This window comes from Flavobacterium sp. IMCC34518 (assembly GCF_027111095.2).
In the GTDB taxonomy this organism is placed as follows: Bacteria; Bacteroidota; Bacteroidia; order Flavobacteriales; family Flavobacteriaceae; genus Flavobacterium; species Flavobacterium praedii.
Map to the genome: position 1 here is coordinate 3,335,029 of NZ_CP114284.2, position 25,024 is coordinate 3,360,052.

Sequence of the window (25,024 nt, forward strand, 5' to 3'; positions counted from 1 at the left end):
TTACTATTGACCTTAAGCTGTATTATTTTTTCCATTTTAGTCTAAGGCTGTTGCTCACTACACTTACACTGCTCAACGCCATTGCTGCTCCTGCAAGCATGGGATTCAGCAGAAATCCGTTGATGGGATATAAAATTCCCGCCGCAACTGGTATACTGATCACATTATAAAATAATGCCCAAAATAAGTTTTGTTTAATCGTGGCCACGGTTTGTTTGGATAGTATAATGGCTTCATGGATTTTATTGAGATCTGATGAAATGATGGTCATTTTGGCCACATCCATTGCAATATCGCTACCTTTTCCCATTGCAATACTGACATCGGCTTGTGCCAAAGCGGTACTGTCGTTAATTCCGTCTCCAACCATTGCTACAATTTTTCCTTCGTTTTGTAATTGTTTTACAAAAGCGGCCTTTTGTTCGGGCAATACTTCGGCTTTATAGTTCGAAATTCCTGTTTTTTTAGACATTGCCGATGCCGTAGTTTCATTATCACCTGTCAACATATAAATGGCTATTCCAGATTCTTGTAATTGTTTTATAGCAGCTATAGAGGTTTCTTTAATTTTATCGGCAATGGCAATAGCTGCAATTGCATGAGTATCATCCGAAAACCAAATTACAGTTTTTGATTCGCCACTCCATTCGTTTGCTTTTGCAATAAGGTCATTTGAAATTTCAATATTTTTTTCCTGCAATAATTTTTTGTTTCCTACCAAATACGTTTTGCCCATTACAGTTGCAGCAACTCCTTTTCCAGTGATGCTTTCAAAATGTTCTAAATCAATACTATTGTTGTCATCAAAATGGTGTAGTACGGCTTCCGCCAATGGATGTTCGGATTGTTTTTCGATACTGACTAAGATTTGTTTTAGAGCTGTTGTATCGTTTATCCAATGTGAATTGGTTACAATTGGTTTGCCTTCAGTAATTGTACCCGTTTTGTCCAGAACAACAGCATTCACTTTATGTGCCAATTCCAAACTCACAGCATCTTTAATCAAAATTCCTTTTTCGGCAGCTTTACCAATTCCAACCATAATTGCGGTAGGAGTTGCCAATCCCAAGGCACATGGACAGGCAATCACCAAAACAGTAGCAAAAGCTATCAATCCTTGAGAGAAACCATTTGTACCGCCAAAAATAATCCATGTAACAAATGTGATTATTGCAATCCCAATTACAATAGGAACAAAAATTCCTGCTATTTTGTCGACTAGTTTTTGTACAGGCGCTTTGCTGCCTTGTGCTTCCTGGACCATTTTAATTATGTGAGCCAACATCGTTTCGGAACCAACTTTCTCTGCACAAAATTGAAAACTTCCTTTTTGGTTAATCGTTCCAGCATATACTTTTTCATGTTCTTTTTTCAAGATAGGAATAGGTTCCCCACTCAGCATACTTTCATCTACATAAGAGTTTCCTTTGGTTACGATGCCATCAACTGCAATTTGTTCTCCTGGTTTGACGAGAATAATGTCTCCTTCGTTTACACTATCAATTGCAATTGTAATTTGTTGATTATCTTTGGTTATCACAGTAACCGATTTGGGTTGTAATCCCATAAGTTTTTTTAACGCTGTAGAGGTGTTTCCTTTGGCTTTTTCTTCAAGTAACCTTCCCAGTAAAATAAAAGTAATGATTACTGCTGAGGCTTCAAAATAGACGTGGGCATGTAAACCTCTTTCGTGCCAAAAATTTGGAAATACAGTATTGAATACACTAAAAACATAGGCGACTCCTGTTCCCAATGCCACCAAGGTGTCCATATTAGCCGAACGATGTTTGGCTTGTTTCCAGGCGTTGATGAAGAAGTTTTGACCAAACCAAACGACTACTGGAGTTGATAAAATCCACATGATTTCGTTTGCGTACGGAATATCCATAAAAAACATCCCAATGATTACCAATGGTACTGTAAGCAATCCAGCCCAAAAGGTTTTCAATTTCAACTGGCTGAATTTTTTTTCGTGTATTTCTTCCAGCGATTCTTGTTCTTTATTTCCTTCTTCTATAAATAAATCATAACCTGCCAACTGGACTGCTTTCTTAATTTCGTTTACAGTAATTATGTTGGGCAAATATTCGATGGCTACCGTAGCTGTGGCAAAATTGACCGACGCGCTAACGATTCCGTGTTGATTTTTTATAGCCGTTTCTACACCAATTGCACAGGAAGCGCAACTCATTTCGAGAACGGGGATGTTTTTTTTTAGGGTAGTCACGCCATATCCTAAATTCCGAATTGCAGCAACAGCGTCAAACAACGCTTCGGGTTTTGTTGCTGTAATAATGGCTCTATTATTGTTAAGTTCCACTTTATGGGAACTGATACTTTTTATTTTATCTAGACCTTTATCGACGATAAGCGCACAATGTTCGCTTTCTACATTCTCCAATGGAATATGAAATGTAATTCTTTGATCAGTTGTCATTTTGTATAAATTTGATTTACACGTCAAAGTTCAGGAGTTTTTATCCAAAGAAGTTACAGCTTTTTGTAAAAGTGTTGCAATACTTTGTAATAAAAAAAATAGGCAATAGCAGAATTTTTATTCATTTATACTTCATCCAAAGATTTTCTACCTCCCAATCGTATGTTCTTGAAATGGCTAGGAGCAAGGCCTGTTACTTTTTTAAATTGATTGCTTAGGTGTGCTACACTCGAATAGTTCAATTGAAATGCAATTTCGCCCAAAGACAATTCTTTGTAAGCTAATAATTCTTTGACTTTTTCAATTTTTTGGGCAATAAAATATTTCTCGATAGTGGTACCTTCAATTTCTGAAAAAAGATTCGAAAGATAGAAATAATCGTGATGTACTTTTTGACTCAAATAATCGGATAAGGTGATTTTTAAATTATTGTTTTGCTCTTGGATTAATTCGATAATTAAAGATTTTATTTTTTCAATATACCTACTTTTTTTATCATCAATTAATTCAAAGCCTAATTCTTTAAGTACATGGTCTAGTTGTTCTTTTTCGGTATGATCTAAATCTTTGTCAATCGTAACTTCGCCCAATTCGACTTTTTGAATGACCATGCCTAGTTTTTCCAATTCAGATTTGACTACCATTTTACATCGGTTGCAAACCATATTTTTGATATATAGAATCATATTTTCAAACGTTTATTAGTGATAAAGGTACTTTAAAAGGATGATTTGACCGTTGTAATTTTCCTTTTAATAATACAATCTGAAATCCAATAATTTACAAAGAGCGTAGTGTTTTTGATGTAATTCTTCTACAATTTCGGTGACATCATCATATTCTTGACATAAACTAAAAAATGCTTTGTCTAAAGGATTACTGCTAACATTATTGAATTCCACTCCATAGCCAGAAACTGCGGCCGCACCAGTAATATCCAAAAAATATTGGGCTTCATCTTCATTTAAATCTACAATTTTGGCATTTGCAAAATGCAGTATTTTTCCTTTGAGTTTACCTTCAAAAAGCTCTGCTAATTCTTGAAAACTATAATAATAGTCATTCAGGCAAATAGAATCTCTTTCGCCAGGCATAACAAAATAGATGATTTCATAATCTTTGAAGTTATGGTCGTCATAAAGTAAGGCATTTAAACCATCTACTAAACCTTCTATAGTATCGCAAGTTTTGTAAATACTGGCGATACCTTCTTCAAAAACTAGGTTTTCGAGGTTTTTGATAACGGCAGTTTTGGTAGTGTTCTCTATATCAGGAACGGCTTCGAGGCAGAAAATAAATTGACTGTTTTCCATTTTTTATACAATACTACTATGAGATGGGTCTAGTTTAGTGAATTATAATTAAAATTAATCAGGATTGTTTTTAACTTTTTGGAGTAGAACTATTATCGCCAATTATTTGATTTAATGCATTTTTTGCAATGTTTAAAGCTCTTAGAGCATTTTTTTTCTTGAAAGAATGGGCTTCCATCCGGATCAAAATGTTTTTTAACATTTTGATCGCATCATTTATATAAGGTCCTTTGTTTAGCATTATGCATTCTGCTTGTAATCCTTGAACGACATCACTTATTTCTGCTCTAGTAGGAATTCCTGTTTTGGCAAGATTATCTAATACTTGAGTTGCCCAAATTACCGGAATATGAGCGGCTTCACATAGCCATAGAATTTGATTTTGTACTTCCGAAATTCGTTCAAAACCTATTTCAACGGCTAAATCACCTCTTGCTATCATAACGCCTATTTTGTCTCTTTTCATGCCTTCGAGTAGTATAAAAGGTAGGTTTTCAAAGGCTTCTTTATTTTCGATTTTGAAAACAACACCCAAATCCTTTGCGTTATTTTGATCTAATTGTTCATATAAATAGTGAACATCTTTTGCCGTTCGTACAAAAGAATACCCCACTATATCAGCATTGTTGCAAATAAATGGTAAGTTTTCAATGTCTTTTTCGGTTAAAGCAGGGAGATTTAATTTAGTGTCAGGTAAGTTTATCCCTTTTTGAGCTGATAATTTTGATTTATAACAATTGGTTATAAGAAGTTCAATTTCATCTTCAGTTTTTGAAATGGCAATCGATTTTATCATGCCGTCATCAAATAGGACGGTGTCGTTTATTTGGACATCATCGATTATTTCGGGAAGTAATACACCGATTTCTGCTTTTGAAAGTTGAATATCATTTTTTCCGAATTTTGATTTTTTACCTAAAGTTTCTCTTTTGGTCAAGATGATATGTTCGCCAACTCTAATTGGAATACTGTTTTTTATAGCACCATTCTTTTTAGGTATTTCAATAGAGGCAGTTCTTAATTTTGGACCCGATAAGTCCATGTAAATTTTAATTTCTTGTTTAGATTCTTTTTTGATTTCTTGAATAAATTGAACCATTTTTGTCCAAATAGTAATGTCACCATGACTCAAATTTATTCTTGCAATTTCCATTCCACTTTGAACCATTTGTTCAATAATACATTTGTCTTCTGCAGCTTCGTTCGGGAGCGTAACCATTATTTCCGTAAAATGATTTTTCCTTACGGCATTAAATAATTTATTGGCATTTTTCTTTACTAATTTCTTACTTCTTTGGTAGCCAATGATTTCTATTTTTGATTTTTCTTGAAATGGAAGACCTTGAATTAATTTTAAATTTTTGATTACATTATAAAGATTGCTATATACATATCCTTCGGATGTTCCCAAAGAGGACACTCCATAATCAGAAAGACTGTTGTGGTATTTTCTTAAATCAAAACTACGCAAGATTAAATAACGACATAAATTCTTTGCACTTAATCGATAATTTTCGTGTATTCCTGAGATGGTTTGATCTATTTTTGACTCATTTTCAATGATACATTGCAGTATATCATTTAATTCTTTAGTTAATTTTTCAATTTTCATCTTGGATATTTTATATTCACTTTCCCGTAATTCCTTAACGTTCCTTCATGAATACAAATTTAATTGAAAATTGTTCTTTGATTATTAAAATGTTTCCCAACTTTTATATGAATTCCAACTTATATTGCTGAAATTTTATTGTGAATTTGGTTCGGATTGGATGATAGGAATATAATTAATTATAATGTTTTTGCAGTTTAAAATGTAAGGGTTTCAAAATTTCAGATTGCATATAGATTTCAAACAAAATGGATAGTTATCAAGAAACATAGATTGCTTGCATTAATTGTAGTTAATTTCTTGTTGTTGTTCCGTTTTTTTTATATCAACTACAATATAAATCATACTCTTTATATTTTATTAAAGTGATTAGAATTCAAATTTTATTTTGTATTATAATATTTTTGAAGCTTATATTTTTACTTGTGCCCATTCGGTAATGTGTACGTTGTGTGAAAAAATTAGGGCATCGCTAGTGGGTTTTAGAAAGTGTTGGTATTTTGAAAACCTATTACAGTCTAAAGTATATAGTTATATAATTGCTGCGGCTGCTTGCAATTCCTTATTTTTGTAGTACACGAAGTAACTAGTTTCTTGATAACATACTATGAGCAATACATTTTCTGACTACAGTCAAATTGGAATGATCTCCACTTTTTCTGAACTTGTACAAACGGATTTTAAGGGAGAAAAGAATGCCCTATGCTGGTACAGAAATTTGGAAGGCGATTTTAAAGAAATCGTAGGTCAACTGCAACTAAAAGAAAATATAACAGAGGTTTATCCTAAAGATCTAGTGGCACTTCAGCTATCAGAAAAGGGGAATATTGCAAGGGAAATTATTTTAAATGATTTACAATTATTAACCGATTTTGGAGCTTCTCCCTCTCTTAATTTACTTAAATGCTATGAACGCGATGATGAATTTGATTTCATCTCCACAGATGTGTATTCCTATCATGTAGATCGTTCACCCATCGCTACAGATACCTTTTTATGTACGTATCACGGAGCAGCAAGTGATATTATTTCAAATGATCATGTAGAGCAAAAAATTCTAATACCTGAAATTCGGAAAAAGCTTAATGAATTGCATAACGGACCAGTTGAGGAATTTGAAAACTTTTTGAAGGAAAATTATTTTGATTTGCATTATCAGGCCAAACCCCATTCAATACCTATTAATTTAGGATTAGGACATCTTTGGCGTTTGGCGGTAGATCATCCCAATCAACAGGTGTTACCTTGTATTCACAGAGCGCCAATAGAAATGGAAGGGGAATATCGTTTGTTGTTGATTTGTTAAAAAAAGGAAGTAACAGTATTTTTTAATTGGTTTTGAATTTATTTCATGTCAATTCAATAGAAAAGGTTTCCTGCATTCTATAAGGGAAATGTTTATTAAGAAAGCGTTACAGACGGAAATTTCAATGGCAAATTGGGATAGTAGATGTAAAAAATAAAAGTTTTTTAGAATTGATCCTAGGTGACTCCTTGATAGACTCCTTGAACTTTGTCATTTAATGATTAATTTGAAAGTTCCTTAAAAGAAAAAACCCCAAAAATCATAAGATCTTCGAGGTTTTGATAACTTTTGAAAGTTATTCTGCGGAGAAAGAGGGATTCGAAAATCCTCGTTCAGCCTATATTTTATAGGGGTTTAGCAAAATAATATTCTAGGGTCTCGATTTTAAACCTCAAAAAAGACGTTCTTTTTTAGACAAATCTTATAGTACAAATATAAGAATTTTAACTGATTAACTGGTTCAAAAAATGAATTAGATATAGTAATTTAACCAATAATTAATGGCTGAACTAGTTCCATTTTTAAACTGGTATATTGGCAAAATTCTTCTATGCTCACAAACTCTTTTTCGAGCTTATTAAAGTCCTTTCTAATATTCTGCATCAATCTGATACTTTGACGATAACTTTTACCAGTTATGCGCTGTATGTCCTTTGGGTAGATGCACACTCTCTTTGGTTCTGTTTTCATACATTATCTATACTTATGGGTAGGCTTTGAGTAACTTTTGATTGGTACTATTACAGGAATAAAAATAGTAAATATTCTCATTTGATTTTAATCTGCTATTTATTTCTATTTTACCCTTTTATGTGTGACAAAAGTACCTATTTCTGTCATTTATGGCAATACGCGACATCTAGTATAATCGTATTTTTTTATCTGGTTTAATTGACTAAAATTTGTTTCATAATCAATCGAAAGATGTTGCAACAGGATGATGATTGAAAGAGTTTTAAGTGAAAAATTAATCTAAATTTTAGGAATTATGGCAAGACAGAAAGGCATAATTAAATTAAAAGGGACTATCGGAGATATAACCTTTTACAAAACAAAAGACGGGCATTTGGCCAGAGAAAAAGGAGGCATAGACGCGAGTAGAATTGCAAGTGATCCAGCGTTTCAAAGAACGCGTGAAAACGGTTCTGAATTTGGTAGAGCGGGTAAGGCGGGCAAAACTTTAAGAACGGCATTGCGAACATTGCTTTTGAATTCTGCGGACAGTAGAATGGTAAGCCGATTGACTCAAGCCATGGTCAAAGTTATCCAGGCGGATTTGACTAATGTTCGTGGTTTACGTAATGTGATTGATGGAGAAGCGGAATTACTTACAGGATTTGATTTTAATATCAAAGGTAAATTGGGTACTACCCTATTTGCTCCTTTTGTGGGGGCAATTGATAGAGTAACAGGCGAAATCTCAGTTGATTTGGCATCGTTTGTTCCTGCTAATATGATAGCCGCTCCAGGAGGAACAACTCATTTCAAAATCATATCTGCAGGTGCAGAAATTGATTTTGAGGCAGAAACCTTTGTTGTTTCCAGTTCTGAAACGGCTATTCTCCCTTGGGATATGACTCCAACTGCTGTGATCAATCATTTGAATACGGTAACACCAAACAGTGTAAGCCCATTGTTTTTGGCTCTTGGAGTCGAGTATTACCAAGAGGTAAATGGTAGAATGTATCCGTTGAAAAATGGATCTTATAATCCATTGGCATTGGCTCAAGTAAGCGGATTGTAAGATGGTTTTAGTACTATCCAGAACTTATTTCTCTGACGGAACTAACGGAAAACTCGAATGTGAGGGCAAATTCATCTGTTGTACTATTGAATTGCCTTGGATAAATAACGAGAAAAGGGTTTCCTGCATTCCAGAAGGGAAATATTTATTAAGAAAGCGTTACAGTCGGAAATTTCAGTGGCATATTGAGGTGGTAGATGTAAAAAATAGAAGTTTTATTTTGTTGCATCCTGCCAATAATGCTCAAAAAGAATTGAATGGCTGTATTGCTCCCGTAACGAAACTTTCTGGACCTGGTTTAGGTCTTCAATCCAAACAAGCTTTTATTAAATTAAAAAATTTGGTTTATAAAACTTTGGACTGTTCAGAAACGGTTTCATTAATTGTTCAATCTAATCCTTCGACTCCGCTCAGGATGACAAGGTTGAAAAACAAGTAAATAAATTATGAATATAGTTAAAAGAGTGAAAGCTCCAACTCCAAAATTTTTCAAAGTGCTTCGAAATATTGGACTAGCCTTGGCAGCAGTAGGAGGAACTGTTTTGGCTGCACCAATTGCTTTACCCGTTGTGGTAAGTTCAATTGGAGGCTATTTGGCAGTTGCTGGTGGTGTACTATCTGCAGTAAGTCAGATTACGACAATCAACGATCATAAAAATGCAATCCAGTAGTCCAACATTAATTGGTACCGCAGGTGGTACGTTTTTAAGTGTTGTTCCGAATTTGCATTCGGAAGATATTTTGAAAACTGTTTTATTGGCTTCAATTGGAGCAATAGTGAGTTTTGCATTATCAATGGCACTTAAATTTTTTATCAAGAAGCACAAAAAATAGTTTAATTCGAGTTGTGGTGACCTAGAATTAAACCTTTAAAATGCCCTTTCCCGTTGGATTGGGCATTTTTTATAAAAAACAAATTCCTTTGTTATTATTTTAGAGCTATTTTAAGTCCCATCTCATTTCTCAAATGAAGTATTACCTCTGCATTCCCTTTGGCATCATCAATTGGATTGTGAGTGGATGCCGTTTTTCTTAAATGCTTCCATTGTGCAAAAGTATCTTTTACTAATCCACAATATAAATCAGAGATTCTTCTTGATGAATAACCAAATGGATTTCTTTTGATAAAGTGATGAAAATACCAACATATAAACATCCAATCAAATCCGTTGTTGTCACTTATAAAGATTGGTTTTCCTTTGGAATTATTTTGAATCCATTCTTCAAACGCCAGCATCACATTAACGGGGTCGTTGAATTCTAAAGTTTCATTTCTGCTAAAACCTGAAATTGCTAATGTTTCGGGATTAAAATTCTCGGAAATTGGTTTTAACTGACCATAGAAGGTTTTATTAAGATTTTCATCAACTATAACAGCACCAAAGCAAATCATCGAATAATCTCCCGGTATTGGTCCGTCTGCTTCTATATCAACTACAATATAACTCATATTTTTTTCTTTATTAAACTTATTAATAATCGTATTTTACTTAGTTTTATGATAAATCCCGAGCCTATAATTCATCTTTCAAATTCAAAATTAAGATTTTTCAGAGCGACCAAAAATAAGAAAATATCTTTATTATTTTATGTATGAACTTTTATTTTAAATTATTTCTTACAGTAACGATGTAGAATAATGTTTCTCATATCATTTATAAGTGATATGTTTTTATGCAACTGGTCCTCTTTTTGTTCCAGTAACCTCAGTGCCTGGATCTGTTTTTTGTGCAGCTCGAAATCCTGTAGCATTTCATTGACTTTAGAATAAAATTCCTTTTTGAAATCTCGAATTCGTAAAAATGGAATTACTGAACCGAAAAGTGATTGGTGCCAGAATTTGGCTTTCCAAAGACTGTAGGCCAACCAATATATTGTTTCTGTATCTTCTTCATTTGGAATTTGAATTACAAAACTGTTCGTAAATGGCTCTTTTTGGGGTTTCCCACTATTCATCCCTTTATTGAGAATAAAGATTTGATTCCCTTTATAAATCGTTTCTTTTTGGTGGGTTTTGATAATAAAATTTAGCATGGTTTCGGAATTTAAAAATTAGCTTTTCTTCAATTTTCCGTTTTTCGAAATGCTGAATCTATCGAAACCGCCTTTCCTAAAATTTTCTCAAAAAGAAAAAAGAAAAAAAGAAAGTCGTCGCTCTAATGGAGGTTTTTAAAAAATCGAGTTTTTTAGAAAAAATACTACCCGAACCGATTGACACTATGGAATGCAGAAATTTGATTGAGGGTGGAGATTTTTTCTAAAACCCGTAGGGCTTGAACTTGTATTTTTTATAAAACCGGAACTTACCTTTACTTTCTTTTTTTATTTTTTTTCGAAGACTCATGTTGTTGTTTAGCACTTTTCGAGGGGGTTCTTATGGAAACGGCAATCAAACACCCCCAAGCACCGCAGAAAATAATGATTGTAGCGATAGCGGAAATTATTATTTTTCGAGGAGCGCAGTGGCGGGGTTGCGGCAATCGAACTGCCACCATAGACGCGGGAGTACAGCGGAGGTACGGAGCGAAACGAAGCGGATATGAGCGTGAAACGGCGGGGTAACTATATAATCAGCCCCGCTTTTTCTGCGGGGCGTTCCTTGATTTAGGGCAAAGCGAGCTACGACTGCGAACGAAAGTATCATTGAATTCAAATCGGTTTTATTTTTGCAATAATATCCTGAGATAATAAAAACGCAGTCGTAGGGAGTGGAGCCAACCCCGATGGCTGTGCGAAGGAGCAACCGCTGAAAAAACTAGGGGCGACAGACATAATACTGCTGAATGAATGGAGCTGAACGGAGTGTGACTGCGTAGTTTACGAAGCGGGCACGCGGAGTGAAGCGGAATGAATGAAGCTGTATTGTGGATGTGATAGCCCCGCCGAACGCAGGAAGAGAGCGTGTGGAGATGAGGGCGAGGAAGCGTAGTGGCGGCCTGCCCTTTTTCCGGGCTGGCCGATGCTATGCTGACAAGTGGACAGTGGAATGGAGGGAGGAGGCTTTTTCTGCCGACGACCGACTGGAACAGCCGAACGGAACAAAGCGAAGGACCGGAGAGAGACCGCTTGATTGCCCGTGATGTTATACGTGATGGTGTTTTGTTATTTATAGGATTTCAAAACTGTTTTGATAAATAAGTAATGTTTCCTTTTTTCTAAAGCGGAAATTTTTATTTTGATAGGTTGGTTGTTGCAATAACTGTTTGTCCTTGAATTGTAACAAATTAAATTGCAAATTCTCAATATCAAAACTATCCAGTTTTATTTCATAGCTGGCAATAAACCCAATAGCTTTTTGTTCTACATACATTCCAGGACTGTAATTTTCTATAATTTCAGTTTTGTGGATATTGTACAATGGAAAAAGCAATAATTCTTGGTTTAGGTCTTTGAAGTGAAGCTTTTTTATTTTTTTGCCATCTAGTACTATTTCGATTTGGTTTTTAGGAGAGTTTAATAAGCCACTAATTATATTACCCGGTAAATGTTCAACCGATGGAATGGTATTAATTTTAAGATTGTAATAGAAAAATGGGTCTAATAAAGCTTCTGCCAAAGAAACTTTCATTCTAGATGCTACTTTTAAGCACTCGTTTAAATCATCTGCACTGCACTCGAATTTTTTTAGAGTCCAACTTTCCCCGTGAAGATTGATTTTGAGGTTTTGCATTGAAATTATGGGTTGAAATAAAAAAGGCTTTATAAAACTAAATATTATAGTGATGCTGGCCTAGTTATGGTAGTCAATGATTTATTTAAAAATCATATAAAAGCCAAACCGCCGCAATAGCATATTATGACGATTTGGACTTTATTACAATAACATATTCTCTCAAAAGAATATTGGATTATCCTCTCCTCATCCAGCTTCTACCGTCGTTAGTGGAATAGTAAACTCCCTTTGTGGTGGTTGCCAGAATTTCTTTGCCGTTGTCATTTAGTTCGATAAAATCTCCGTTGGAGGAACCAGAATGACGAAGCATCCAGCTTCTACCTTCATTGGTTGAATACTCCAATTTTTGTCTGTTGGCAGGGTTAATTCGGATTAGTTCCTTTCCCCTGGAAATCATAAGTCCCATAAAATAGTGTTTTTAAATTATTAGTACAGCAAAAGTATCTTGTTACTCTGCCAAGAGAGGACAGAGAGAAAAAATATAAGTCAAAAATTGAAAGTCGTAGAGTAGAAAGAAGCTTTGTGAAGATTCAAAGATTACGTTGTGAAAAACTCGTTTGTTCTATCTCTTTCTACAAAGCAATCTTTGTTTTAATTGTGTTAGGTGGTTAAAACAAAGAACTTTTTTCTAAAAAGATTCAAGTATTGAACGCAATTAAGAAGCAATTATCGCCACTGAAATAGAATCGCCGAGAGTGATATCTTCTTCAACCGACATGTTTATATTGGCGTTGCTTCCTACATTGTGCTGAATAACTTCGTTGATTTCAGCTATTTCATCAATAGTGATTTCGGTTGTGCCACTACCAAAATTGACAAAGATATTTTTGACACCACAAATATTTTCTCTATCAGATAAAGCATTTTTCAAAGCTTCATCAATTGCTTTTCTCTCCCTGTATTCCCCATGAGCTTCTGCAAATCCAAAGAAAACAGATTGGCCTTGCTGTATTTTTTTTGTAATGATTTTCAAATCAATACTATCAATCTTTGAAGAGCCAGATGGTATCAACAATTTTAGTAATTGTCCAATAGCTCTATCTGGTTTGCCAAAACTTGCTTTAAAACCAAGATTACCATAGGCTTTTAAAATTTTATTATTGTGTATGACAAATGTAAAATCAGCCTGTTTTTGTAGTTCTGCAATTCCTTCTTCTGCTATTTTATCACGGTTTTTGCCCTCAAACGTAAATGGTGTATAAACGATTATAATGGTAAATAGCCCTTTGTCTTTGGCAATCTGTACCATGAGTGGAGTGGCTCCGGTTCCGGTTCCTCCTCCTAAGCCAGCAATAAAAATGGCCACTTTCGAATTCTCATCAAACAACTGCTTAATTTGCTGTTTACTTTCTATTGCTGAAAGTCTTCCGAGTTCAATTTTTCCCTCAGTTCCGGCCCCCTTTGTCGTTGCAGTCCCTATCTGTAGTTTATGTTGCAGTTGGCTATTTTCCAAAGACTGGGCATCGGTATTACATACAATGTAATCTGCATTTTTGATATTAGCTGGTGCAATGGACTTCAAGACGTTGATTCCGCATCCGCCAACTCCTATGATTTTAATTTCGTTTGTGGTCATCTTTCTTTAATTTTTAATTTACTAGATATACAAACTTATCAGTAGTCAACGCCAGAATGTGTCGGGCTGAAATTTGTTTTTATAAAAAAGCCAAGTTGTTGCCGATAGAATTTTATAAACTAGAAGCTTTTTGAGATAAAGCTAACATGTCCAGTCCTTCAGGATATCTTCTATTTCAGGATCATTATTAGTATTGTTCCAAAACCAATAAACGATTCTTACTTGATCGGGCTTGCCAATGGTTTGCAAAAAGCCCAAATCGGTAAAGAATTTTTCTCCAAGTACTTTTCTGTATGTAAGATTCTCATCATGTGAATTTTTAATTACTCTTGACCAAGATTGTGTACAATGTACGCCGCTAATTTCTTCCCAACCTGATTTTTTATCGATGGTTTGGTTATATTCAAATGCCATTAAATCCTGTAAATATAGATAAGAAGCATCCTGTCCCATTTTGATATCTTCGAACCATATATTATGTTGAAAAGCTGTTTTTTTCGAAACATCAACCGGTAAGCCTTTAAAAATGGATGAGGTATTAGCTTTCTTTTCTATTGCAGAAAACAATTCATGAAAATAAGAACTACAGCAATCAAATAGTTCGCAATCACAAATATTAAGCTTCTGGTTTATTTTTTCCGGGATACCCATATTGTTGTTCCCGAATGCAGAATTTGAATCTGGGAGAAATTCCCATTGTTTAGTGACTGCATTTTTTACTTCAATAAGTATTACTTCAGCGTGCATATTAGTTTTTTAGTTTTTCGATTAATGTCATAGCTAATGCAAAAGTTATTTCCTCTTTGTTAAAGCTTGATTCAGCCACCAAACGTTTGCAAAACCCTAAATCTATTTCGAGTTCTTTGTTTATTTTCATAACTGGATTATTTTGTATTATACAAAGTAATTAATCGATGATGTCAATATGTGTCGTTGTAGAAAATATCTCCATAAAAAAAACGACACTCAGGTGGGAGTGTCGTTTAATGAATTTAAAGGTAGTCTTTATTCAATTTTTTTGCATTCTTGACGACTACTTGGTCGCTTTTTATTATAAAAAAGCAAAGCGGATTTGTGGTCATTTGTAAAACCAAAATAATGTGATTGACAATGTTTTTCTTGTAATTGAGGCTCTTTAATTAACCTACGTTTCCAATTAGGCATTTCTTCAGGGCAAGAATATTCATTTATGATTTCATCTAAAGATTTGTCAACCAATTTTAGTAATAATTCTTTCAGGTAGTCAATATAATAACCTTTTGTAAAATTCCTCTTTAAATCTGAAGTATCCTCTATTAAACATCTTTTATGAGAATCCGTCCCATAACTCCATGTACGCCAATAATCGTAAAAATCATTATTTTTAACTGTAAGCATAGCAGATCTAAACTTGATTGATATGTTATCAGAGTTTAAATGTTCGCTAACAACTTTATAAATCGACTTTAATTTGACAGCATCGAACACGTTCTCTTTGTTTTCATAGCCTATACAATATAGCGCAAATTTGATTTTACCTTTAAAGAAATTAGAATCTTCGATTGCGAAAATAGATGTTTTATCATTTGAAAAATTTGTAATAATTGAAGATTTTAAAACCTCTTCTATAGTTTCAGTTTTAGCGAAATCTGATTCAATTTTATTTTCAACTAAATATTTGTAAATATTTTCAACTCCTTGTGATAATTCATTTGTCAAATTTATGGCACGAATAAATCTAGAAGCGCTATCAATTGTTTCATTTTGGACTATATTTCGTATTACTCTCATCCATTCCGAGAAAAATTCGTGATTAAACTCTTTAGAATTCAATAAATATAATGTTTGTGAAAAGAATAAAACTCTTTGCTTGTATGTTGTTTCGCTATTTTTGACAAACTCTACAAATAAATTGTTTTCTACTTTTGTGTCACTATTTATTTCAACGATTCCTTTTTTGCAATAATCCCAAAGAGGTAAGTTAAATGATGTAATTTCGTCATTATTATTTTTTGAATAAATATCTAAACAGCTAGTTAAGTAATCAAAAGCTTTTTTTGTTGGAAAATCTTTCGGATTTACCTCGTTTGGATTATTAAAAAGTTGTTGAATTCTACGTTCAATTATTTCACTATTAATTGCGTCGACAGAACTAGATTTCCCTTTTTCGTGAAGTGATTTTTTAGTTTCTTGAATATCATTTTCATTCTCAATAATCTCTTTATTTTTAGCATAGTTAGTTATTGCAATGCCAGAAATAAATTTAATAAATTCATTATCAATTAAATTATCATTACCACGATGTTTCCAAAATAAGTCTGTCCAAATTGTATCAACTTTATGCGAGAATTTTTCTGTAGGTTTAAGGTCATTTGATTGCCATTTGTTTTCTTCAATATGTTTCTCAAATCTAGCTTTAAAGTTTTCAAAATCAGTTAATGGTACACCTCTAGCATTCATTTTAATATAAAGGTCATCAGTTAAACCGATATCTTTGAGTTCTTTGAAATGAAATGTGACTGGTGGGGTTTCTGAGATAAACTTATGTAAAAACAGCATTAAATTTTCTTGCTTTTTATCTTTTAATTTTTCTTCAATAGCATCAAGCATTGTTAACATTGCTTTGATTGTTGGGTCCTTTTTCCAAGATAAAAAGAACCATTTTGAATCGGATATTCTTTCGCTTAATTTTTCCCCTTCTCCTAAATCATCCCCTTTTTTAACCAATTCATTGCAAAATTCTCTAGATGAAATTCGTGTTTCATACGTGAATTTCAGCAAAGTACTTTTGTTTTTTGCTAGATTATCGGTCGCTAAACTAAGATACCAATGCAACAAAAAAAGTGTTGTTAAGCGTTGCTGTCCATCAAGGGGTTGCAAAATATTACCTTCAATATTTCCATAAACAAAGTCTAATTCTAAAGAATTATTTTCACTTTCTAAAGTTTCAATTATACTGGATAAAAAACTATTTCTAATTTTTTTAGTTTTCTCATCATTTCTTCCTTGTGCGTAATCACGTTGGATTATGGGGATTTCAATTTGAATTTTATCTTTTGAAATTAGTTGCCAAAAACCTATTCCATTTTCTATTATATTTTCGTTCATCTTAATTAGATTTTTGGTTTAAAAAATTATATTTTCTATATTTTTGAAATATGAGGTTCTATCTGTTTCATTCCATAATTCCAAATCTTTTAGTTCTTCAGAATAATATTTCATAAATACATTTTTTGTTGAGATAGGAATAAATACTCCTTTCTTTTCATTTTCGATTATTTTACGTCTTTTTTCTTTGAAAGAATCATTTTTGTAGGAACGATTTGTTCCACTGTCTAATAAACAAAGATTTCTGATATTGTTATCTTCTTCTCCTAAAACATAGTTAATGATTTCTTCAAATTCATCGATAGGCTTCTCATTTGTTATTATGTTTTCAATTTGTTTATTAAGCTCAGCTTTTGTATGAAGGCTTGTTTTAATAAAATTGAGATTTAACCAATTTACTTGTTCTTCCTTTTTTACTTTAACTTCTGTTGCAATTGCGTGAATGTGTTCAATATCCCACCCAATTTTTTTGTCTTTGAATCTATTAAAAGGAAATCTGCTTGTTTCTTTTTTTAAATTCAACATTGTTTGGATATTGTGGAGTAGCAATATGTTTTTTACTGGACCATTTTTATATTCTAAATTAGCCAAGTCAACATTTGCTTTCTTTTGAATTTCTGCATCAATAAAAGTCTTAAATTCATTCTTTTTTTTGCTTTTAACTTCTTTTAATAAGTCTTTAATATTTGTATTTGTTGTAATCAAATAACCAACTTTGTGGTACAATTCTCTGTCAGAAAACCATTCTTCAATTGTTTGAAATATTCTTTTTATTTCTATCCAATTCTCATCAATTTCATCTTTAGATTTTGTTTTGAATTTTTCAGAAAAGAAGCGAAAGGTAGAATTTTTGTCTTTTATGCCTTGAACATCCTGGATATTTTCCATAATTTGAAAAAGATACTCAATTCGTGTTGGATACTCATTTTCGGAATTTTTTATGAAATACCAAAGTTCATCATTTTGCAAAGAATATTCAATTCTATCCCATTCAGAAGCAATTTCTAGTTGTTTCAATCTAATTGTTTCTTTGTCTGAGTCTTTAAAGTTTGAGCTATTTAAGAATAGAGCTTTAATCAATTCAGCATTTGTTAAAGGAATTTTTCCCATATTGATGCGTGTAAAAATTTCAATAGTATCCTTTGTGGTAGCAACTTCATACCAAATTATTTTAGAATCTGATTTTAATTTTGATTGGAAATTATTATTGTCAAATTCAATATTGAATCTTTTTTTATACTTTTTTACCCATTTATGGATTGTATCATAAGCTTTTGAAATATGATGAAAATCAATATTACTATTGTTAATTATAGCTTCGTCTTTTTCGTCATCAATTTTTTGATTTTTTAGGAATTCAAAGCTTTCATCTCTAGTTTCATATTTTAAATTAAATTCATTAATTTTTTGTTTTCCAATCCACATTTCATTTGCATAGTGAATAATAAGGAATATTGTTGTCAATCTTTGTTGTCCATCAATAACTTCATACCAAGTTCCTTGTAGCTTATTTTCAATTTTTGTTTGCTCATCACATTCCTTTACAACAATGGGTTGCAAACAATACCAAGTTTTTTTATTTGAATCACAAATAGACAAAGGTGTGAAAGAATTAATGTCATCCAATAAATCTTCAACTTGCCTTTCTGTCCATCTATATCCTCTTTGGTATGATGGGATAAAAAAATTAATTCCCAATAGTTCTGCTATCGGTTTTTCTGATAAATTAGTCATATATTGTTATTTATAAAAGTTTTCTGTTTTCTTAAGGTTTTTAAATACAACTCCGAATATGTCTTTACATCTACAATGCATTGAAATACCACATCGGAATATTATTTTCTAGTTCATGTTTAAAGCTAAGTAAATCATTGTCTACCTATCCTGATATAAATCATCTTTTGTTTCTATTTAAATGTCTAAAATACAGCTCCGCACAAGCCCTAGCATCACTCAATGCATCGTGATGATTCAGCAGAATGTTATGTTCTTCGCACAATTTAGCTAAATTTTTCTTATAAATTTTATAGGTGCAAAATTTATTATAATTAGAAATAGGTATATTATAGTATTCTAGTGTTTTAGCCAAAACAGGAAAATCAAATCCAAAACCATTGTGAGCAATTACATTTTGGTTTTCGATATAAGGAGCGATTTGACACCAAACTTGGTCAAACTTTGCAGCATTTGCAGTGTCTTTGGCGGTAATTCCGTGAATGTCTGTGAAACGGCTCCAATAATAATTATCAGGGGGCTGAACTAGTATGTTAATTTCTTTGACTATAATTCCGTTTTCCATTCTAACCAATCCAACTTGGCAAATACTGTTTCTATATCCGCTTGCCGTTTCAAAATCTAAAGCCGTAAAAGTATCCATAAATTTAATTGCTATTCATTACAATTTGTAATATTCATTCTTGTAATTTCTATCTTATATAATCTACCATCAATTACTAATCGATTCATAAACCCCAGTGGAATAGACGCTGTTGATCTATCATCTATCCCATCAGGGAATTTTTCCTTAAAAGTACACTCTAGCTTATCAATGCGTTTTGAAAACAAGCGCACAAACTCTTCTTTTTCCATAATTATTTATAAAGATTTGACATTTCCGAAATTCTATTTTTGATTTCATTTTGAAGTGAAATAGGAGAGATTACTTTTACATCACTGCCGTATTTCAAAAGTTCCATTTTAATATCATTGGTGGTATGAATGTACATTTCCAATATGACGATATTCTCATTTTCATCCAGAACGCTTTGGGATTCGTGTAACGGAAAAGTTTTAATATAGTTCCCTTGTTGTTTTGGAAATTGCAAAACCACTTTTTCGGCAGGTTCATAAGTCTCGACTCCGAAAGCGTGTTGAAACTCTTTTTCTACATTATAAACAATGGGTTTGAATTTGGTATCGGTGATTTTTAAGTTGGAGATTCGGTCTAAACCAAAAGTTTTTACAGTGTCATTTTTTTTGTCCAAAGCGACCAAATACCATCGTTGTTGGGATTCTTTGATAGCGATTGGTTTTACTTCACGTTGGGTACTATTATCCTTCCAATGGCTTTGATGCGTAAATTGTAAAACACAACCATTTTGTATGGCGTGAATGATGCCATAAATATGTTCGGTTCCCAATGATTTTCGCTTTTCAAGAAACACACTTGGCGACAATTTATTTCCTTTTTGCAGTGCGTGATGAATCGAAAAAGCATCCATCATTCGGGTTACGGATTGGTCTTCTATTTCTTCTTCATCGATATAATAGACTTTGTCCTTTCGATTGTATTGGACCAGAATGCCAAACAAATCTAAAATATCCTTTTTATCTCTGTCGAATGTACGAGCTGAAAATTCGAAAAATGTACTAGTATTTTTTATTTTAGTATACAAATCATCATTTTCCAATTTAGTCATTACATGTTCTTGTAAATCCTGAAAATTGCTCGGAACTGATCTTAGTCTGTCGACGATGTATAAATAGCGTTTGTAAAATCCAACTTTTGCCATAATGGGTTGTTTATTTTTAGCTAAAGTAATGGTTTACTCCGACAAAAAAAGGCGGTCTAAAATTAATATATTCTTGTTGTTTTTTTTTCCGACTGTTTTATATTTTTGAAGTGGATTGCTGGAAATTGCAGGATATAATCTTTTTAGTTTACCAGTGATGTTTGACGAAAAAGTTCAACTGGAAATAAATTTTATCTATGCTGTAATTCTTGAAACTATTTTATTGAAAGATGATTCTATCCTAATGATGTTTAGAAAATAAATACTTTTGTTGATGAACATAAATTGCTTATATGTTTTAAATAATAAACATTTGAGTTTTGTTTCTTGTTTGAAACAAAAATAATATGGGCAGTGTTACAAGAGAAATCCGAGGTTGGGAGACCACGAAGAGATGGAGTGGCCTGTTGAACGTTATAAATAAATAGAGATAGTTTTGAATGTAATTTTTAGAATACTCCAATTTCATATTCTTCGCTATCAAACTCTCTTAAAATGCAGATTTAAAGTTGTTGTATTTTATTATGGCTTGTCACCTAATTGTTTTTCGTTTATGGGCCCCAAAACATGTCCGAACATTTTCAATACTTGATTTACTCTAGATAAACTTAAGTTGTCCTTACCTTGTTCAATTTTTCGGATAACCGTTAATGCTACACCAGATTTCATGGCAAATTCTTCTTGTGTAAGCCCTGCTTGTTTTCGTCTCTTTTTTACAAAATCTGCTATTGCATTCATCTTATATGGTTTTGCATATAAAAGTAATAAAAACCACTTAATTATATGTTTTTGCATATAAAAAAGAATAAAAATCGCAAATTATATGTAATTGCGTATAAAAATGTATATACTCGGCTTGTGTAGAAGTAGAACGCATTGCTCTAGCGCTCGTTTTACTTAATTCTCATTAGCTAGGGGAATGAATCCTATAGCACAGTTGAATGTTATCTATTTATAATTCAGATGTAAATTACTACGCTTTTTTTGCGCTTTATTATAATTTTTCAACCCACTTGCCAATCTCGGTGAGCATTTTGTCAAAATCCGGCTGGCCATTATAATAAAGTGCTGCTGTTTTTTCATATCGTTGTCTAAAACGATTTCTACGTTCCTTATCAGTTAGTAGGAATGCCTCATTTTCTGCAATAGGAATATTGTAATCTGTTTTGGGAAACCTAGCCCTTTTGTGTATTTGGTATTCTTCTGTATCAATGAAGGCCTGAACCTGCTTATTTCCTAATAGGCTATATACGTCATAATATTGGCGCATTAAGTTTTGACGTTCTTCGCCAGTTTCCTGTTCCTGTCTGAATTTAGTAGCTATCGTTTGTAATTTTTCTACAAAAGTATAACCAGGATGGTAACATGCAATCTCTTTTGCCCGATTGTCAATTATATCGACCTCTTGCTGAACAGCTTTATTGTAAGCCCATGAAGAAATAGTGAGACTATTGTTGGGAGTTACTGTATCAAAACCTGCCTCAAGTAAAATTCCTTCCTTGACACCCTCTATTACTTCCGATATATCATCATAATACAACCTGATACCACCACTGCGATAATATCTGGTATCGTCAAAAGCAGTGTCTCTTTTTACAGCTATAATCCCGTCAATTTTTATGTCAGCTGCCAGCCAATCATAGAAGTGTTTTTTAGCTTTGATGTTTGGTTCCTTCTCTTTTTTTGGATTCTCGTCTATGTCCATTTCTGCAGGAGGTTTTATATGGATGTCGATATCTTCGGAAAAGCGTTGAATTATTTCGTAGCCTTTGGAGAGGGAGGTACCCCCTTTGAGTTCGAACTCATACCCCTGTTTTTTTAGACCATATAGGGTGTGCATTATCCAATAATCTTTTTCGATAAGACCAGGTTCAATGCCCAACTCCTTACCTACAATTCGCAGCAATGCAGCGAAATCTTTATGGTTATGAAGGTAATCAGGCATACTGGACTGCTATAAATGGTTCTAACAGTCTTTTTGTTTTGGCGTTCCCGTATTCCCTGAGCGAATACCTCAGTTTTTTAGTATCCATGGTAGTAGCCTTAAACCGTACTTTTTCGAGTACTTCTTTTGAATCTTCCGCGAGCTGATCCAAATTGTTGAGCAGGTCTACCAACAGAAATTCGGGTGTGGTCTTAAGTGGAAAATGTGGTTTTACCCTAAAAGAAAATATTTTTCCACCGAGATTGAAATCGCCATGGCGTTTGTGGTTATAAACGGTTTTACTGTTGTAGAGTTGTGTGGTTCCTACCCCCAATGCATTATAAGCATTTAAGGAAGTAACCAAAAAGCGCTTGTCTTTGAGAAATGAGCGCACTAGTACTTCTTCTTCGGGAGGTGTTTCACCAAAAACGGTTAACTCAGGATAAAAGTAAAGTCCCTGTGAAAGCTTTTGCAAAGTGCCGTCCTTTACAAGCTCTTCAAGATGGCGGTCAACCGATTTGGACCATTTAGACAAATCAGCCCTGCGGTATACTTTTCCTCGTTTTAAATGTTTTTTTAATTCCTGTAACTTATTCATGGTTACAAAGTTAGTGAAATACTATTTAGTTGCAAGTATTTTTATTAAAAATTCATGTAAAATGTATTTTGTATACCATATACGCTTGTCATAAATTCAGCATAATAGATGACTTTCAGTTTCATGCAGTGGGAGATTTTCAAGAGCAGATTATTATATTTGTGTTTAGTAGTTTATATTGAAAACACACGACCGTTATTGAAGTTTTCATTCTCCTTGTATTTTACATATCCCAATTGATTGGTAATTAATTGGGATTTACCAATGTTGAAATCTTCTACGTTACAATGATGATGACCATAAATCCAATAATCTATTTCATTGTTTTCTATAACGGATGACATTTCTGTTCCAAAAGCTTCATTGATGTTGCTATGGGCATATTTATCAGGATAATTGATAAAAGTTGGTGGGTGGTGAGTAACAACAATAGTTGGATTATTTGTTTTAGTTTGTAATGTTTCTTCCAAAAATAATCTGCTGTCCAGATGGAGTTGATTGTAATCTTGGACGGTTAATCGTTTTTCATTTTTTCGAATTACTCTGAAATCCGAAAGGCTTTGTTCAATTAGAAATTGCTTATCAGCCGAGATCTGTGACCATAAGGTTGAAAATACAAGTCTTACTCCATTGATGGTTTTTACTGTATTGTTCAATAAAGTTACATTGTCTCTGATTTTTTCTTCAAAAGAACCACTTCTTTGGGCAATATCCGAATTATAATATTCGTGGTTACCAGGAATCCAAAAAGTATGTTCAAAATGATTGGAAACATAATCAAAGAATTTTTGATGTTGGTGTATTTCTTTAAAAAGTACAACGTCTCCCGCCAAAATTAGAATGTCTCCTTTTGGGATAATCGGATTTTTCAGAACCCATTTACGGTTGTCTAAAAATTCTAAGTGGAGGTCGGAGCAATATTGGATTTTCATATTATAGGTAGTATGAAGAGATTAGTTGTTTAAAATATTAAGGGGGGCTTTTTATATCCAATAAAAGAAAAATTTCCTTTCCAATTTCTAAATTAAGATCCTTTCCATTCATCACTTTTACGAAACCTAATTTACATAGATTCTCACCATCTCTTCCTTTATGAAATTTTCCAAAAGAAGTATTTTTAATATTGGTTGTGGGATAGAGTAACATGCTTTTTTCTGACTCCCAATACATATTGTAAACATACATTTGTTTTAAATCATCATCATCAGATTCGGCAACTTCCTTGATTTTCCATTTGGTATCAATTACAAAATGTTTGATTTCTATTGCACCATCATTCAGGAAAGGTTTAGAAATCACAATATCTGGTTTGATAAGTTTATTATTCCAAAATTTATCTTGATTTTGAAAATTAACTTTTATACCTGAATCATCTACTTTTAAAAGCATTCTGTAAATGTATTCTTCCCAGAGTTTATTCATATCAAATAGCAATGCCAACATGTTTTCATCACCGCCTTTTATATCAGGAGAATAATTAAGCAAAATCATTTTAGCAATTTTAAGCGCTTCATTATAAGGGACTGTTTTCCTATTGGAAATTATCTTATCGAAATGAGACTTGTTGATTTGAATTTCTTTTACTTCTGGAAAGTTCAATAGTAATCTATTAACGCCATCAATTAGATAAGTGTTAGTCGTAATTGTTTTCAAAACTTGTAATGCTTTGAATAGAATTTGATTAATCAAATGGTCACAATCATAGATTTGATGGGTTGTATGAAATCGTTCTTGACGAATTAGATTTTGTTGGATGTTTTTGGCAAAATCCAATCGTCCTTTTAATGCAGTAACATTGCCACTATTCTTAGCGTATTTTTTTATTAAGCCATGTTGAAGTAATTGACTGACTTCATTGAGAAATATTTCAAAATACAAATCGAGTAATGAATGATACCTTTTTTTTAATGATGCTTCTGATACCGCATCCACTTTGATTTTCTTGCAATGGGCTAGCATTTTTAGCAATACTTTGTGCCATATCTCTTTTTCATCTTCGCTAGAAGTATTGTTTTTATCAGCTTTAGGCAGTATTTCAATTGTGGTATTTCCAATTTGGATAACCCCAACATAGTTTTTGAATTTCACACCGTGTCTAATTGCATCAAAATAGATATTTTTGTTTGCATCATTGTATTGCCACAATTTATCAATGATTTTATCTCCCAATTCTTCACCTTTGACACAGTGCGATTTGGAAGTTAATTTATCATGCTCAAAAACACGGATTAGTCTATTCATA

Annotated in this window: 26 protein-coding genes; 5 read left to right on the plus strand and 21 right to left on the minus strand. The window is 32.9% G+C overall.

The window, feature by feature from the left end:
- Window positions 1-22: 22 nt before the first annotated feature.
- The 4 genes from OZP06_RS14355 to OZP06_RS14370 all read right to left on the minus strand — a co-directional run bounded on the left by OZP06_RS14355 (window position 23) and on the right by OZP06_RS14370 (window position 5,362).
- Window positions 23-2,437 carry a heavy metal translocating P-type ATPase gene (locus OZP06_RS14355; protein ID WP_281323883.1) on the minus strand — a complete coding sequence of 805 codons (2,415 nt, stop codon included), beginning with the start codon at window positions 2,435-2,437 and terminating at the stop codon, window positions 23-25.
- 125 nt (window positions 2,438-2,562) lie between these two features.
- Entirely contained in the window at window positions 2,563-3,123 is a 561-nt protein-coding gene (locus OZP06_RS14360; RefSeq protein WP_281323884.1) for an AraC family transcriptional regulator, read from the minus strand.
- A 66-nt stretch (window positions 3,124-3,189) separates the two neighbouring features.
- A complete protein-coding gene (locus tag OZP06_RS14365; RefSeq protein WP_269222469.1) occupies window positions 3,190-3,750 on the minus strand; it encodes a DUF6642 family protein in 561 nt (186 codons plus the stop codon).
- A gap of 70 nt (window positions 3,751-3,820) precedes the next feature.
- Window positions 3,821-5,362, minus strand: a complete 1,542-nt coding sequence (locus tag OZP06_RS14370; RefSeq protein ID WP_281323885.1) for a pyruvate kinase — start codon at window positions 5,360-5,362, stop codon at window positions 3,821-3,823.
- A 607-nt stretch (window positions 5,363-5,969) separates the two neighbouring features.
- On the opposite strand from OZP06_RS14370, the gene OZP06_RS14375 reads away from it, so the two are divergent.
- The 5 genes from OZP06_RS14375 to OZP06_RS14400 all read left to right on the plus strand — a co-directional run bounded on the left by OZP06_RS14375 (window position 5,970) and on the right by OZP06_RS14400 (window position 9,246).
- Window positions 5,970-6,668, plus strand: coding sequence for a DUF1826 domain-containing protein (locus tag OZP06_RS14375; RefSeq protein ID WP_269222471.1), 699 nt, complete (start codon window positions 5,970-5,972; stop codon window positions 6,666-6,668).
- 988 nt (window positions 6,669-7,656) lie between these two features.
- Complete coding sequence (locus OZP06_RS14385; RefSeq protein ID WP_281323886.1) at window positions 7,657-8,412, plus strand: hypothetical protein; 756 nt, start codon at window positions 7,657-7,659, stop codon at window positions 8,410-8,412.
- Window position 8,413: 1 nt separating this feature from the next.
- Window positions 8,414-8,851, plus strand: a complete 438-nt coding sequence (locus OZP06_RS14390) for a DUF5675 family protein (RefSeq protein WP_269222473.1) — start codon at window positions 8,414-8,416, stop codon at window positions 8,849-8,851.
- A gap of 7 nt (window positions 8,852-8,858) precedes the next feature.
- Window positions 8,859-9,083 (plus strand): hypothetical protein, encoded by a 225-nt coding sequence (locus OZP06_RS14395; RefSeq protein WP_269222474.1) that lies wholly within the window; start codon window positions 8,859-8,861, stop codon window positions 9,081-9,083.
- On the plus strand, window positions 9,070-9,246 hold the full coding sequence (locus OZP06_RS14400) for a hypothetical protein (RefSeq protein WP_269222475.1): 177 nt from the start codon (window positions 9,070-9,072) through the stop codon (window positions 9,244-9,246). The genes OZP06_RS14395 and OZP06_RS14400 overlap by 14 nt, the downstream gene beginning before the upstream one ends.
- A gap of 94 nt (window positions 9,247-9,340) precedes the next feature.
- On the opposite strand, the gene OZP06_RS14405 is transcribed toward OZP06_RS14400, so the two are convergent.
- From OZP06_RS14405 to OZP06_RS14485, 17 genes are all read right to left on the minus strand, one after another.
- A complete protein-coding gene (locus OZP06_RS14405; RefSeq protein WP_269222476.1) occupies window positions 9,341-9,862 on the minus strand; it encodes a 3'-5' exoribonuclease in 522 nt (173 codons plus the stop codon).
- Window positions 9,863-10,023: 161 nt separating this feature from the next.
- A complete protein-coding gene (locus tag OZP06_RS14410; protein WP_269222477.1) occupies window positions 10,024-10,446 on the minus strand; it encodes a hypothetical protein in 423 nt (140 codons plus the stop codon).
- Window positions 10,447-11,518: 1,072 nt separating this feature from the next.
- Window positions 11,519-12,082, minus strand: a complete 564-nt coding sequence (locus OZP06_RS14415) for a hypothetical protein (RefSeq protein ID WP_269222478.1) — start codon at window positions 12,080-12,082, stop codon at window positions 11,519-11,521.
- A 178-nt stretch (window positions 12,083-12,260) separates the two neighbouring features.
- A complete protein-coding gene (locus OZP06_RS14420) occupies window positions 12,261-12,491 on the minus strand; it encodes a hypothetical protein (RefSeq protein WP_281323887.1) in 231 nt (76 codons plus the stop codon).
- 249 nt (window positions 12,492-12,740) lie between these two features.
- Window positions 12,741-13,661 (minus strand): cell division protein FtsZ, encoded by a 921-nt coding sequence (locus OZP06_RS14425; protein ID WP_281323888.1) that lies wholly within the window; start codon window positions 13,659-13,661, stop codon window positions 12,741-12,743.
- Window positions 13,662-13,802: 141 nt separating this feature from the next.
- On the minus strand, window positions 13,803-14,408 hold the full coding sequence (locus OZP06_RS14430) for a hypothetical protein (protein WP_281323889.1): 606 nt from the start codon (window positions 14,406-14,408) through the stop codon (window positions 13,803-13,805).
- Between the two features lies 1 nt (window position 14,409).
- Window positions 14,410-14,538, minus strand: coding sequence for a hypothetical protein (locus OZP06_RS14435; protein ID WP_281323890.1), 129 nt, complete (start codon window positions 14,536-14,538; stop codon window positions 14,410-14,412).
- Window positions 14,539-14,666: 128 nt separating this feature from the next.
- Complete coding sequence (locus OZP06_RS14440; RefSeq protein WP_269222483.1) at window positions 14,667-16,748, minus strand: DUF262 domain-containing protein; 2,082 nt, start codon at window positions 16,746-16,748, stop codon at window positions 14,667-14,669.
- A gap of 18 nt (window positions 16,749-16,766) precedes the next feature.
- Window positions 16,767-18,446 (minus strand): DUF262 domain-containing protein, encoded by a 1,680-nt coding sequence (locus OZP06_RS14445; RefSeq protein WP_281323891.1) that lies wholly within the window; start codon window positions 18,444-18,446, stop codon window positions 16,767-16,769.
- Between the two features lie 196 nt (window positions 18,447-18,642).
- On the minus strand, window positions 18,643-19,125 hold the full coding sequence (locus tag OZP06_RS14450) for a 3'-5' exonuclease (RefSeq protein WP_281323892.1): 483 nt from the start codon (window positions 19,123-19,125) through the stop codon (window positions 18,643-18,645).
- 11 nt (window positions 19,126-19,136) lie between these two features.
- A complete protein-coding gene (locus tag OZP06_RS14455) occupies window positions 19,137-19,337 on the minus strand; it encodes a hypothetical protein (RefSeq protein WP_269222486.1) in 201 nt (66 codons plus the stop codon).
- Window positions 19,338-19,339: 2 nt separating this feature from the next.
- Window positions 19,340-20,260 carry a WYL domain-containing protein gene (locus OZP06_RS14460; protein ID WP_269222487.1) on the minus strand — a complete coding sequence of 307 codons (921 nt, stop codon included), beginning with the start codon at window positions 20,258-20,260 and terminating at the stop codon, window positions 19,340-19,342.
- A 522-nt stretch (window positions 20,261-20,782) separates the two neighbouring features.
- Window positions 20,783-20,998 (minus strand): type II toxin-antitoxin system Y4mF family antitoxin, encoded by a 216-nt coding sequence (locus tag OZP06_RS14465; protein ID WP_269222489.1) that lies wholly within the window; start codon window positions 20,996-20,998, stop codon window positions 20,783-20,785.
- A 256-nt stretch (window positions 20,999-21,254) separates the two neighbouring features.
- Window positions 21,255-22,205: a nucleotidyl transferase AbiEii/AbiGii toxin family protein gene (locus tag OZP06_RS14470; protein ID WP_281323893.1), complete on the minus strand. Its 951-nt coding sequence runs from the start codon at window positions 22,203-22,205 to the stop codon at window positions 21,255-21,257.
- A complete protein-coding gene (locus tag OZP06_RS14475; RefSeq protein WP_269222490.1) occupies window positions 22,198-22,782 on the minus strand; it encodes a DUF6088 family protein in 585 nt (194 codons plus the stop codon). The genes OZP06_RS14470 and OZP06_RS14475 overlap by 8 nt, the downstream gene beginning before the upstream one ends.
- Before the next feature lie 173 nt (window positions 22,783-22,955).
- Window positions 22,956-23,714: a metallophosphoesterase gene (locus tag OZP06_RS14480; RefSeq protein ID WP_269222491.1), complete on the minus strand. Its 759-nt coding sequence runs from the start codon at window positions 23,712-23,714 to the stop codon at window positions 22,956-22,958.
- Between the two features lie 37 nt (window positions 23,715-23,751).
- Window positions 23,752-25,023 carry a restriction endonuclease gene (locus OZP06_RS14485; RefSeq protein WP_281323894.1) on the minus strand — a complete coding sequence of 424 codons (1,272 nt, stop codon included), beginning with the start codon at window positions 25,021-25,023 and terminating at the stop codon, window positions 23,752-23,754.
- Window position 25,024: the final 1 nt, after the last annotated feature.